7 protein-coding genes are annotated in these 14074 nt (G+C 43.3%); 4 read left to right on the top strand and 3 right to left on the bottom strand.

Translation table 11 applies throughout. The features are described 5' to 3' along the window. Window positions 1–107: 107 nt before the first annotated feature. Window positions 108–1073: a TIGR01212 family radical SAM protein gene (locus tag ACROAE_RS02365; RefSeq protein ID WP_432399325.1), complete on the bottom strand. Its 966-nt coding sequence runs from the start codon at window positions 1071–1073 to the stop codon at window positions 108–110. Between the two features lie 522 nt (window positions 1074–1595). Between ACROAE_RS02365 and gltB the strand changes: the two genes are divergently transcribed. After that, a complete protein-coding gene (gene gltB / locus ACROAE_RS02370) occupies window positions 1596–6044 on the top strand; it encodes a glutamate synthase large subunit (RefSeq protein ID WP_432399326.1) in 4449 nt (1482 codons plus the stop codon). Between the two features lie 2 nt (window positions 6045–6046). Then, window positions 6047–7453 carry an FAD-dependent oxidoreductase gene (locus tag ACROAE_RS02375; protein ID WP_432399327.1) on the top strand — a complete coding sequence of 469 codons (1407 nt, stop codon included), beginning with the start codon at window positions 6047–6049 and terminating at the stop codon, window positions 7451–7453. A 125-nt stretch (window positions 7454–7578) separates the two neighbouring features. On the opposite strand, the gene ACROAE_RS02380 is transcribed toward ACROAE_RS02375, so the two are convergent. Further along, complete coding sequence (locus ACROAE_RS02380; RefSeq protein ID WP_432399328.1) at window positions 7579–8238, bottom strand: flagellar brake protein; 660 nt, start codon at window positions 8236–8238, stop codon at window positions 7579–7581. A 615-nt stretch (window positions 8239–8853) separates the two neighbouring features. On the opposite strand from ACROAE_RS02380, the gene ACROAE_RS02385 reads away from it, so the two are divergent. Beyond that, on the top strand, window positions 8854–10887 hold the full coding sequence (locus tag ACROAE_RS02385; protein ID WP_432399329.1) for a cytochrome c/FTR1 family iron permease: 2034 nt from the start codon (window positions 8854–8856) through the stop codon (window positions 10885–10887). A gap of 169 nt (window positions 10888–11056) precedes the next feature. Here the strand turns inward: ACROAE_RS02385 and ACROAE_RS02390 are convergent, their stop codons facing one another. Then, window positions 11057–11470, bottom strand: a complete 414-nt coding sequence (locus tag ACROAE_RS02390) for a hypothetical protein (protein ID WP_432399330.1) — start codon at window positions 11468–11470, stop codon at window positions 11057–11059. A 209-nt stretch (window positions 11471–11679) separates the two neighbouring features. Between ACROAE_RS02390 and ACROAE_RS02395 the strand changes: the two genes are divergently transcribed. Further along, complete coding sequence (locus ACROAE_RS02395) at window positions 11680–14064, top strand: TonB-dependent receptor (RefSeq protein ID WP_432399331.1); 2385 nt, start codon at window positions 11680–11682, stop codon at window positions 14062–14064. Window positions 14065–14074 lie beyond the last annotated feature (10 nt).

Genomic DNA, 14074 nt, shown 5'->3' on the forward strand with positions numbered 1-14074 from the left:
CACCATGGTACCACTGGTATTACCAATGTTTAAAAAAAGCTCATTTTGGTAGTAATTCATTCAATTAGGCGATTAAAAATGCAAACACCCTAACTCTCTACATAATGCTAAGCGGTTTTGTACTGGCCAATCAATGCACTGCCTTGACCACCGTATTCTCGAAGTTCATCAACAATCGCAACTAATCCATCCCAGCGATAAGCACACCAGTCTGGTGCGAGTAACATCGGTTTTTTAGCATAAGCGGTAACGCGATGATAAATAATGTGTTCAGGCGTATGGCGAATAAGCGTGGCCGCAGCAGAAGCATATTCTTCGAGAGTTAATAAAGGCATAGGCTTATAGCGCCATTGCTTTGCCATCGTGCTGCCTTCTACGATATGCAAAGGATGCAATTTGATCCCGTCCACACCGATGCCTAATACGGTTTGTAAACTATTAAAGTAATCAACCGTTGTTTCACCAGGCAAACCTAAAATTAAGTGCGTACATACCTTAATGCCACGTGAGCGTGCTGCATGAACGGTTTTACGGTATTCATTTAAGAGATGGCCGCGATTAATCCTTTTTAGCGTGAGTGTATTACTTGTTTGTAATCCAAGCTCCAGCCACACATCAAGGCCTTGCTGTTGGTACTCAACCAGTAAATCGATCACGTCATCTGGCACGCAGTCAGGACGGGTACCAATATGTAAACCCACGATATCTTTATCTTCAATGGCTTGATCGTATTTGCGTTTTAACTGACTAAATTCATCATAGGTGCTCGTATATGCTTGAAAATAAGCAATATACTTGGCACTCGATACCTTCGCAGGCCGAGTTTTTTGGTCATTATTAGGAAATAAATGTGCTCGCAACTTTCCTTCAGCAAGCTGTGTAGAGATGGGCTGTTCGAGACCTTGCTGAGCATTAAATGAAGCCACATTACAGAAAGTACACCCACCAATACCTAGTGTGCCATCACGGTTTGGGCAGGTAAATTGCGCGTCAATAGTGAGTTTTTTGATGCGCTCACCATATCGGGCTTTGCAGTAAGAGCCAAAAGTATTCACGTAATCGTCTAAGCCCACAATAAGCCCTTAATATTTATCAAAAGGGCGTCAGTTTAGGGAGCAGTTAAACGTCTGTCTTGGTGCTAAATCAATAAAATGCTCGATCAACTCAAGTATGCTGCAAACTGAGATGTTGAAGGGAAAATCGTTTAAAACAATGCCAAGTGTATTTATATGACTAAAAATGAATATTTACTCATTTAGAATAATTTTTTACCCATTAACTGTATTTGAAATAAAATTCATTATTTTTATTTCAAATACAATTTTAACGAATTGTTGCCAAAAGGTAACCATTTGTTTGAATACTTTCTAAAATTGTTTTTATTCAGAAGGTTATAGCAACATAATTGCAGTTGACGTTAACGTAAACTTGATAGGTTGTTACGCTTTTTTGGTAATTATATTTCAGTTTGTTGCATTTTTTTGGTTTGACCTTTATGCATTCTCGGTTTAATTTGAATGGTTCGGGTGCATATCTATGGAATGTTTCACATTTACCCCGAGTCGTATCCAGTAGAGGTTTAGGGGGTTTTTTGTATGAGCTTGTATCATCCCAGTTTTGAGCGTGACAATTGCGGATTTGGTTTAATAGCACAAATGGACGGCGACGCTAGTCATCGCATTGTGCGCACCGCAATTCATGGTCTCGATCGAATGAAGCATCGTGGTGGTATTGCAGCTGACGGACGCACAGGTGATGGCTGTGGTTTATTAATGCAAATGCCTACGGGTTTCTTTGAAGCTATCGCAGCAGAAAACGATTGGCACTTAAGCCGAAAGTTTGCCGTCGGTATGCTATTTCTCAGCCAAGACGAACAACGCGCTGACGAAGCTAAATTAATTTTAGAAAAAGAACTACAAAGAGAAACACTGAGTGTTGCAGGTTGGCGTAAGGTTCCGGTTAATCCAGATGTTCTGGGGGAGATTGGCCGGGCAAGTTTGCCACAAATTTACCAAGTTCTGATTAATGCGCCAGTGGGATGGCGTGAAAAAGATCTTGAACGTCGCCTCTATATGGCACGCCGTCGTCTTGAACAACAAATTACCGATGACAAAGATTTTTATGTCGCCAGCTTATCTGGCCAAGTGATTGTCTATAAAGGCCTAATGATGCCGGCAGATTTGCCTTCATTTTATACAGACCTTGCCGACATTCGCTTAAAAAGTGCTATTTGTTTGTTTCACCAACGCTTTTCTACCAACACATCGCCAAAATGGCCATTAGCACAACCGTTTCGTTATTTAGCGCACAACGGTGAAATCAACACCATTACGGGTAACCGTCAATGGGCACGCGCTCGTGCTTATAAATTTAATTCGCCACTGTTACCAGACTTACAACAAGCAGCCCCATTTGTGAACGAAACGGGATCAGATTCATCCTCTTTAGATAATATGCTAGAAATGCTGTTATCGGGTGGTATGGACTTATACCGCGCCATGCGTTTGCTTATTCCACCTGCGTGGCAATCAAACCCGGAAATGGATGACGAGCTAAAAGCCTTTTATGACTTTAACTCAATGCACATGGAACCCTGGGATGGCCCAGCGGGTATTGTAATGACCAACGGTCGTCATGCCGCTTGTGCTGTTGACCGTAATGGTTTGCGCCCTTCTCGTTATGTGATTACCAAAGACCGGATTTTAACCTTAGCCTCAGAAGTCGGTATTTGGGATTATGCGGCTGATGAAGTGATTGAAAAAGGCCGTGTCGGTCCTGGAGAGTTATTAGTCCTAGACACTGTAAATGGTCGTTTATACCAATCATTCGAAATCGATAATGACCTAAAGCGTCGTCATCCTTATAAGGAATGGATGGCCAAAAACAGCCAAACCTTGATCCCTGCTGAACAAATGGCACCGACTAAACAAGGTGCGAGCGGTTTTGATAGCAAAACATTATTGCAATACCAAAAGCAATTTGGCTTTACTCGCGAAGAGCTAGAGCAAGTCATTTGGGTACTCGCAAGTCAAGGTGAAGAAGCAATCGGTTCAATGGGTGACGATACCCCAATGGCAGTCTTGTCGAAAAAGTCACGTTCGTTATATGACTACTTCCGCCAAAAATTTGCTCAGGTTACCAACCCGCCTATCGATCCATTACGTGAAAAACACGTGATGTCGTTAGCCACATGTGTGGGCCGCGAACAAAACCTATTTAGCGAAACAACCGGCAATGCTTACCGCGTCATGTTTAACTCACCGATATTATTGTTCAGTGATTTTAACCAACTACTCGGTTTAGACAGCACCAACTACCGCGCTAACACAGTCGACTTAAACTACGACGCTCACGAAAGCTTAGAGCAAGCCATTCATCGTATTACTGATGAAGCAGAGCGCTTAGCGCGTAGTGGCACAACGCTATTGGTATTGTCTGATCGCGCTGTGGCACAAAATGCCCAAGTGATCCCTGCTGCTATGGCTGTTGGTTCTGTGCAAACGCGTTTAGTCGATAAAAGCCTGCGCTGTGACACCAACATTATTGTGGAAACTGCATCAGCACGTGACCCGCATCATTTTGCGGTGTTACTGGGGTTTGGCGCAACGGCCATTTACCCATATCTTGCCTATGAATCAATTTCTGCGATGGCAAAATTACATCAAATAGAAGACGTGACCCCATTAATGCTTAACTTCCGTTATGGCATTGAAAAAGGCTTACGTAAAATCATGTCTAAAATGGGCATCAGTACCGTTGGTTCATACCGTTGTAGCCAACAGTTTGAAGCGGTGGGTCTGGCAAGCGACGTTATTGAATTATGCTTTAAAGGCGTGATTAGCCGTATCGAAGGCGTGGGTTTTGAACATATCGCAAGCGATCAAAAAATTCTTCACACCGCGGCTTATCGTTCGCATGTGCCATTACCGCAAGGTGGGCTTCTAAAATATGTTGAAGGTGGTGAATACCATGCCTTTAACCCAGATGTGGTAAACACTTTACAATCATCGCTTAAAAACCAAGATTATGTTGAGTACAAAAAGTTTGCTCGCTTAGTGGATGACCGCCCAGTGGCAACGTTACGCGATCTTATTGGCATTAAAGGCCAACTTGACGCCATTGAAATTGATAAAGTTGAAGGTGCGCAAACGCTATACTCGCGCTTTGACAGTGCAGCAATGAGTATTGGTGCATTAAGCCCTGAAGCTCACGAAGCATTAGCGGTTGCAATGAACCGTTTAGGTGGCCGCTCTAACTCTGGTGAAGGTGGAGAAGACGCAAGACGTTTTAACAGCGAGCGTAACTCGGCAATTAAACAAATTGCATCGGGCCGATTCGGTGTAACAGCACATTACCTTGTTAACGCTGATGTATTGCAAATTAAAGTGGCTCAGGGGGCAAAACCAGGCGAAGGCGGTCAACTACCGGGTCATAAAGTCAGTGTTGAAATTGCAGGTCTTCGTCATGCGCGTCCTGGTGTTACCTTAATTTCGCCACCACCACACCATGATATTTACTCAATTGAAGATTTAGCTCAGCTGATTTTTGATTTAAAACAAATCAATCCTAAAGCTCTCGTGTCGGTCAAACTGGTTTCAGAACCGGGTGTGGGCACCATCGCTACCGGTGTCGCTAAAGCTTATGCCGACATGATAACCATATCGGGTTATGACGGCGGCACCGGCGCAAGCCCAATTACCTCGGTTAAATATGCAGGTTCCCCGTGGGAGCTTGGATTAGCTGAAGTACATCAGTCGCTAGTTGAAAATGGTTTGCGTCATAAAATCCGCTTACAAGTGGATGGCGGCTTAAAAACCGGTACTGACGTGATTAAAGCGGCATTATTGGGTGCAGAAAGCTTCGGCTTTGGTACTGTGCCAATGATCGCACTGGGTTGTAAATACTTACGTATCTGTCACCTAAACAACTGCGCGACAGGCGTTGCAACGCAAGATAAAAACTTACGTGCGAATCACTACCACGGCTTACCAGAACGCGTGATGACTTACTTTGAGTTTGTGGCTCAAGAAGTCCGTGAATGGATGGCGGCGTTAGGGGTAGTCAAGTTTGAAGATTTAGTCGGTCGCAGTGATTGGTTACACGCGCTTGAAGGTCAAACCGATAAACAACGTGGTTTAGACTTAACGCCTATTTTATACAAGCCAACAGTTAAGCCAAACTCAGCATTGACCTGGAAAGAAATTAATCCACCGTCAGATGTGGGTCAGCTTAACCAAACGTTATTGGCCGACTGTTCAGCGGCTGTTGAAGCTGGCGAGCCGTACTCGTATCAATACTCTATTAACAATACTGATCGCTCTGTTGGTGCAGCATTGTCGGGCTTTATTGCCACTAAAATTGGTGTTAAAGGTGCAAAAGAGCCTATTAGACTTGGTTTTAACGGCAGTGCAGGTCAAAGCTTTGGTGTGTGGAACAGCCCAGGGTTAGAACTTAAGTTATGCGGCGATGCCAATGACTATGTCGGCAAAGGTATGTCTGGCGGCAAGATTGTTATCCACCCACCGATTGGCAGCCCGTTCCAAAGTGAACGTAGCGCCATTATGGGTAACACCTGTTTATACGGCGCTACGGGCGGCAAATTATTTGCAGCTGGTCAAGCGGGCGAGCGCTTTGGCGTCCGTAACTCAGGGGCAATTGCTGTTGTCGAAGGTGTCGGTGATAACGGTTGTGAATACATGACCGGCGGCATCGTGGTGATTTTAGGTAAAACAGGGGTTAACTTTGGCGCCGGTATGACAGGTGGCTTTGCTTACGTGTTTGACCAATTTGGTCGCTTTAACCGCCGCGTAAATACTGAAATGGTTGATACTCAAAAAGTAGAATCGACCATCCACCAGCAGCACTTAAAAGGCCTAATTGAAACTCACTTCGCAGAAACCGGCAGTGAACACGCCAACTTAATTTTAAGTGATTTTGAAAACTGGTTAGATTGTTTCGTACTGGTTAAACCGAAGAATATTGCCGTTGCTGACCTGCTTAAAATAGAGCAGAAGAGTCCGGAATTAGTTGTAAAGGCAGGATAATCATGAGCAATGACTTTCAATTTATCGAAGTGGGTCGAGCTGACCCCGTAAAACATGAAGCCAAAAAACGTGCTACGCAATTTATTGAAATTTATCAGCCGTTTACTCAGCCTGAAGTTAAAGAGCAAGCAGATCGTTGTCTTGACTGTGGCAACCCGTATTGTGAATGGAAATGCCCGCTGCATAACTACATTCCAAACTGGTTAAAACTGGCTGAACAAGGTCGCATTATGGAAGCGGCAGACCTGGTGCACGAAACCAATACCCTGCCTGAAATTTGTGGTCGAGTATGCCCGCAAGACCGTTTGTGTGAAGGTGCATGTACGCTTAATGACGACTTTGGTGCTGTCACCATCGGTAATGTTGAAAAATACATTACCGATACCGCCATCGCCCAAGGCTGGCGCCCAAACATGACTCAAGTAACACCACGCAAAGAACGTGTAGCGATTATTGGCGCAGGGCCTGCTGGTCTAGGCTGCGCCGACATTTTAGCGCGCAATGGCGTACAAGCTGTGGTGTATGACAAATACCCACAAATTGGCGGCTTGCTTACCTATGGCATTCCATCATTTAAACTTGATAAAGCGGTAATGGCTACGCGCCGTTCTGTACTTGAAGGCATGGGCATTCAATTCAAAATGGGTGTCACGGTTGGTAAAGATATTAGTTTTCAAAGTTTACTTGATGAATACGATGCAGTATTCCTTGGCATGGGGACTTACACAGCCATGAAAGCGAAATTACCCAATGAAGACGCACAAGGTGTTATTCAAGCCTTACCGTACTTGATTGGTAATACTCACCACATCATGGGGACAGAAGACAGCGCAACGCCTTATTTGAGCCTAGAAGGTAAAAATGTCGTGGTGCTTGGTGGCGGTGACACTGCGATGGATTGCGTGCGTACAGCTGTACGTCAGGGCGCTAAAAGCGTGACTTGTGCATACCGTCGTGACGAAGCCAACATGCCAGGCTCTCGCCGTGAAGTGCAAAATGCGCGCGAAGAAGGGGTCACGTTTTTATTCAACTGCCAACCGGTATCGATTAAAGCAGAAGATGGCACCGTTGTCGGCATCGAGTATGTTGAAACCCAAATGGGGGCTGCTGATGCAAGTGGCCGTCAACGTGCAGAAGTTATTCCTGGAAGCGAAAGTATTCTAGAAACTGATGCTCTGATCATCGCCTTTGGTTTCCAAGCCAGCCCAGCGGCATGGTTTACTGATTTTGGTATCGAAACTAATGAGTGGGGCTTGGTAAAAGCCACTAAGACTGATGACAATCCATTCCAAACCACTAACCCTAAAGTATTTGCCGGTGGCGACATGGTCCGTGGTTCTGACTTGGTCGTGACAGCAATTGCAGAAGGTCGTGATGCTGCGTTGGGGATTTTAAACTTTTTAGATTAACAAGATTGAAAAGCTTAGCCTGTGATGGATTATAGGCTAGACATAATATACCGAGTTTGCTTGTGAATTTTAGCGCATCATTATGATGCGCATTTTTTTTGCCTCAAAATCGCTAAACGCAGTCACTATTTTTTGGCTGTACTTACTAAGAAATGGCTAAACAAGGTGTTTTTTAATTCCGGATGTTCATTCGAAAACTTTACCCCTACTGTCATTTCCCCCTCAAGTTGCTGCACCTTAACCGCGGTTCCGGTTAAAATACCGGATAAGTTTTCATCAATCGAAATCGCCACATGTATTTCTGCATTTTGCTCAATATTCATTGATTTAGGCGCCAATGTGACAAAACAACCCGTCAATGAAAAGTCGAGCATTTTGGCATTAATTTTATTATCGTCATGCATAATAAACACATCTTGCTTAATATCGACGCGCAATTGCTCACGAACTTGTTTCTTGGTAATAGACTTAGGCACACTCAAACACAACATGCGCACAGGTTGGTTTACCACCGATAATATTGACGTTTTAAAAGCGATAATGTCTTTAAAGCCGCTATTCGTCATTGCCCTTACCACGATTTCGGCATTGGCAAGCATGTGCTGATACGCTTCTGAAAAATCTTTGGTTGGAAACTCAATCAAAATAAACCGGTTAATTTGATAACCAATCAGGCTTGAACGAGATTGTAATTTTTTGCCATTGGCAAAGTGGATCTCAATAAACAGATCCATGCCAATATCAATTAAACGCAGGTCATCATTAAGCGAAGCGCTAGCTGGCATGTTCATTTTTACCTTTCACTGTGTTGCTCTGCATCATCAACCTTTTTATCATTCTAATTACTCTGTTTAACTTAGCTTAACTTACAATAACATACCAAGTTTAGCGTAAAAGTGGCTCACTAGTAGCCACTGTCGTTAACTGATGTCTAAATATGTAAACCCACATGTCTTGTTATTAGTAAAATATAGCGCCAAACATTTCAACGAGCTTATTCATCATGCTTATTCTAAGAGAATCAGAATGACCCCAATAAAGCAGAATACGATGTGCATTCTGATCTCATACTGACAGCTACTTATATCAAACGGTGATAATTAATACTAAATACTCGTGGCAAGTAAGCCACACACCCGTAACAACTCCGCACAAAAATAAACACCTCAATCTGTTTTATATACAAAAAAGCCTTATTTTGACCTTAAACAGTGACTGCATACATGATTAACCGGTAAATGTGCCTTATCGAAATTAATCGCATTAATTAACACGCTTATAGTGTGATTGCTTAGCAGTAAACAAAAAAGTAGAATGCCAATCATTATCATTTGCCATCCTGGTTTGATTGATAGATCCAGTATCTCGATCAACGCCTCCATTTCTATTAAGGTAATCTCTTGGATACTTTCAACAGCTTCACGTTATGGCGACAACGGATCACATCGTCTGTTATTAATCGTTGTTTATTCATTGCCATTATCTCGGTGTTTTCGACATCGTTATGGGCACAAAATACGACACTTATATCACAAGAAGTATCACAAGAAGTACAACAAGAATTACCACAAGAAACGTCACTTCAAACATCACAAGACTTAGTCAAACAGACTCGGCAAATTCTTCAATTAGCCGAATACATTGGCGTAGATTACTCAGAAGCGGTGACCGACGGTCAAATTGCTAACCCTGATGAGTTTGCTGAAATGCAGCAATTTGCTAGCATCATTATCGAAAAAACGAATCTGCTCTCACTCGATAAATCCGATTCACTTAACGCTGACGCAATACAGCTACAGCAAGTCATTGCAGACAAAGCATCACTGGATGTTATTCAAGGGCTGAGTCAAAAAATACGTAAACAATTATTAAGCCAATCTCCGGCATTAGTGCTACCAACACAGCTTGTAACTAAAGAGCATGTAAAGCAATTGTTTATCGAAAACTGTTCAACTTGTCATGGTGATTTAGGCCAAGGCAACGGGCCGTTAGCTAAATCACTGTCACCAGAGCCGACTAATTTTACCGATCAAGAACGGGCCTTAAATCGATCATTACTGGGACTTTACGATGCGATTTCTGATGGTTTAGATGGCAGTGCCATGCGTGCCTTTAGTGAGTTAAACGATCAACAACGTTGGTCACTGGCTTTCTATGTTGGCAGCTTAGCGTTTGAGCCATCATCGACAACCACAGAACACATCAAACACGACACGAATGTTGAATTACAGCAATGGGTCAATAGTAATCCGACACAGTTACTCGAACAAAATGCCAATATTGACCGCAAGCAACTGGAGTTATTACGTGCGCAGCCTGAGTTACTGTTTCAGGATGCACAGTCGCCTATCTCGTTGACACGTAGCAACTTACAGGCTGCAGTCAAAGCCTACCAAGCAAATGAGTTTGCACAAGCACAAACCTTAGCCGTTAGCGCCTACCTTGATGGTTTTGAATTAATCGAAAACAACCTAGATGCTCACGACAGTGGTTTGCGTAAATCAATCGAAAGCCAACTGCTTAATTTCAGAAACATCCTAAAAACAGCAGGACAAGATACTCAAGTCAATCAACAGTTGACCAGTATTCTGACTCAACTAGATCAAGCCGACACGGTATTAACCGGGCAATCACTATCCAATAACGCGATGTTTTCGGCTGCATTAATCATCTTGCTACGTGAAGGATTAGAAGCACTGTTAGTGATCATCGCGTTAATGACAGTGCTAATAAAAACTCAGCGTAGTGATGCGCTTAAATTTGTTCATTTTGGTTGGATATCCGCACTTATAGCGGGCGTCTTTACCTGGTGGGCGGCAGAAAACCTAATCAGTATTAGCGGTGCCTCAAGGGAATTAATGGAAGGCGGGGCAGCACTGTTGGCCGCGTTAGTGTTGTTTTATGTGGGTTATTGGATGCACAGTAAAACCCAAGGCTCTAAATGGCAAAGTTACATTAAAAACAATGTCGATCGTCATTTAAACACCGGGACCTTATGGGGACTCACGGGCCTGGCATTCATTTCTGTGTACCGTGAAGTATTTGAAACCATCTTGTTTTATCAGTCATTACTGACACAAGCCGTAGGCTCTGCAAGCAGCAATGAACAAGTCAGTTACTTAGTTTATGGTTTGCTCGCTGGCATCGCTATTTTGGCGGTTATTGCTTGGTTAATGATGCGTTATTCCGTTAAATTACCGCTGGCTCGCTTCTTCGCTGTAAGCTCTTACTTTATGCTTATTTTAGCGTTTATCTTGGCAGGTAAAGGGATTTCGGCGCTACAAGAAGCAGCTGTAATCAGTCTGACGCCCTTCCCTATAGATGTGTCGATTAGCTGGTTAGGCATAGCCTCTACCTGGCAAGGCTTAAGCACGCAAATGGTGATAGTCGTGTTATTTAGCGTTATGGTTATTCGTAATCGTGATACAAAGTAATAACACTCACTAGCGGCATCCTGTTAAGGCTCCAATCGCGCTTGGATTGATTGTTTAACATTATTATTTAACAGTATTGCTTACTATTATGATTTAATTTTGAGCGCCCAATAAAAAGGCCGGCTAAAAATATTTAGTCGGCCTTTTTATCAGTTAAGTCACCAGCGATTTATTTTACTGTAAACTTGGTGTCTTCATCTCTTAACATGTACAACGCAAAACACGCGGCCCACATCGGCCATGCAGCAAAGAATAATAAGTTATTAAATGCATCAAAATATTGATTAAAGGCCGATAAGGTTGACGCGCCATGCATTAAGAATATCACTCCGTACGTGATGCGTTTTTTAATCCCAAGTACAAAGGCAATCACCAGTAACAATTGCAAACCACCCATAACATACGCTGCGACTTCACTCACCCCGCCAATACCATAGAAATGTTCGAATATCTTCATGCTGTGAGCAGGATTGACAAACTTATCCAATGTCCACACGAGCATCACTAAAAATACGCCTAAGCGTAAAGACAATAACGACCATTGCAATTTGCTTTGAACATTGCTAGTAAGTGTTGTTTGCATCTTAATTCCTTAAAAAATATAAATAAAACTCATTCTGCTGAGCTTTTAATAGGCTAAACTGGTATTAACGACAAAAGTTAACCAGCCCCCAATGGACCGAATAAACTCAGATGATATTGCACAACCACTTATGCTATTTAGTTCTAAATAAACAAAATTAGGCATAAGATAGTTGTAATAAATTCGTTAATCATTAGGTCTTTTAGGCCATGTTCATCACAGCAGAAAATATTATGCCTATTTATCGTTATTCAAACCGTTCATTAACAGCACTGGCTGTTGGTTTAGCCTTATCCTCTTCGTTAACTGTCGCGGCAGAAGACACTTCGACTATCGAAGTGATTCAAGTGTCAGGCAAAGCGATTAACGATAAAGGTTTGTCACCTAAAAACAGCACTGTCGATGGTCCTTTTGGTGATGGTATTGCGCTTAAAGATATTGCCCGCTCGGTCACCCCGATTACCAGCGAGATGATTGAACAGCTTAATATTATCGACTTGTCAGATATTCAAAAAGTCAGCCCTAATAGTTATTCGGCTAGCGGCTTTGGAGCATCAAGTTTGCCAACTATTCGTGGTCAGTTAGGCGAGTTATACCAAGACGGTGTGCGTCGCCAGGCAGGTAATAATGGTTTTGGTATTCCGATGTCGTTTAACGCCATAGATCAAATTGATGTAGTAAAAGGTGCGCCCCCAGTATTGCTAGGCACCAGCCAACGTAATGGTGGTTTTGTCAATGTGCACTCTAAAGTGGCGCCCACTAATGACAAATTTGCCAAACTTACCGCATCGGTAGGCAGTTGGGATCATTACCGTGCTCAATTAGATGTAGCAACCGATATAGTTGAAAACCAAAGTGGTGTTCGTTTAAGTGTCGAGCACATCGATAACGGTAGCTATTACGATTACTCTGGTTTTCAAAGCGACAGTATTTTTGTGGCATTTCGCCTGTTGCCAGACGATGTCAGCACCTGGGACATCAATGTCGAATACTATGATGTCGACTTTACCGACAACGCGGGGATTAACCGCCCGACTCAAGCATTAATCGACCATGGTTTATATGTTACTGGCCAGGGCGTTCAGCCTAACGGCAGTACCATCGCTGGCGCCAATGCGATTGTGTCGCCAACCGGATTAGTTAACATTGATCGCAACCAGGTGTTAACCGATCCAGACAACATCAATAACGCGCAAACGTTTATTCTTCACAGCACCTACGTGCGTGAGTTAACTGATAAAGCCACCTTTAAAAACATTACTTATTATCAGCATTTAGAGCGCGAAGAAATTGCCCAAAACAGTTTTGTTGAAATCATCGATGGCGCTGACACTGCACAAAACCGAGTTGAGTTAGCCTATCAATGGAACAACGACCAAAGCACCATTGTCGCTGCCGATATCCGCTACAACAAGGTATTAGGTTACAGCCAATTTACCACCGAAGCCGATTTACCGATTGATTTAACCGGACCCATTGAAAACCGCCGAATTCCACTTACCGCAGAACAGCAAGCAAGGCTGGTTGAGCTGCGCCCAGGGGTGTTTGTATCACCTGGTGCACAATACGACATTGATGGAAATGGCAGTGGCGATTATTCATTATCTGACACCACAGACTCAACCAGCTGGCAAACCGGCCTCGCGATTCAACACAACAGCCAATGGACCGACAAACTGTCGACCAGCATAGGCTATCGAGCCGACTTTTATGACGTTGAGGCTCAAGATGCTTTAGCGCCCCAAGGGCAAATCGCCGCCAGTGATTCGATTAATGAAATGCTCGAGTCGGGGCAAATCAGTATTAGCTATCAGCTCAGCGATTTTATCACCACCTATGCCAGCGCCAGTTATAACGAATCGACCTCAAATAGCATGGCGGGCGGCACCACATTAGGCGCCAATAACCAAATTAGCAGCCAAAACTTTGCCACCGAAAACACCTTAACCGAAGTGGGTATTAAATATTCGCCAAGCGATAGCGCCTGGTATGTTGATGCTGCCTTGTTTGATCAAAAACGCAGTTTGCGAAATCGTGATGGCAGCAATACAGGTATTCGCACTAAAGGATTTGAGGCGCAAGCCTTTTATGATGCCGACCCTTACTGGTTTAGCGCCGGTTACAGTTATTTAGATGCTCGTTATGATAATTCAGCCAGCAGTCAGGATACGGTTCAAGTGATCGATGCTTTTGATAATTCACGCCCAGATATCATTGCTGGCACCGGAATTGGCGCGCCAAACTTTGCGTCATTTGCGCCATCAAATAGCCGTGTACAAGGTTTACCTGAACAAACGTTCACAATTAATGGAGGAATGTCGATTACTGAGAAATGGAAAGCCGGTTTCTCCGGTCTATATACCAAGAGTTACCCATTAGACTATTTAGCAACTGTGTATATTCGCGATCAATACACGCTCAATATCAATACTCGTTATGACTTTAGCGAACAAACAAGTTTAAGATTAGACGTCAATAACGTCACCAACCAAAAGAACTGGCGCCCAGTATTTGAAGGCGGTTATTTTGGTTCAACCTTGGTTTACCCTGAGTTACCGGTTAATGCCACCCTGACATTGCAGCATTCATTTTAAGGTTATAAAA

Source organism: Shewanella sp. MF05960 (assembly GCF_050849305.1).
Lineage (GTDB): Bacteria > Pseudomonadota > Gammaproteobacteria > Enterobacterales > Shewanellaceae > Shewanella.

Excerpts from the sequence above, each read along its gene's own strand:
- gltB (WP_432399326.1), top strand. The coding sequence starts at position 1,596 with ATGAGCTTGTATCATCCCAGTTTTGAGCGTGACAATTGCGGATTTGGT.
- ACROAE_RS02375 (WP_432399327.1), top strand. The coding sequence starts at position 6,047 with ATGAGCAATGACTTTCAATTTATCGAAGTGGGTCGAGCTGACCCCGTA.
- ACROAE_RS02380 (WP_432399328.1), bottom strand. The coding sequence starts at position 8,238 with ATGCCAGCTAGCGCTTCGCTTAATGATGACCTGCGTTTAATTGATATT.
- ACROAE_RS02390 (WP_432399330.1), bottom strand. The coding sequence starts at position 11,470 with ATGCAAACAACACTTACTAGCAATGTTCAAAGCAAATTGCAATGGTCG.
- ACROAE_RS02395 (WP_432399331.1), top strand. The coding sequence starts at position 11,680 with ATGTTCATCACAGCAGAAAATATTATGCCTATTTATCGTTATTCAAAC.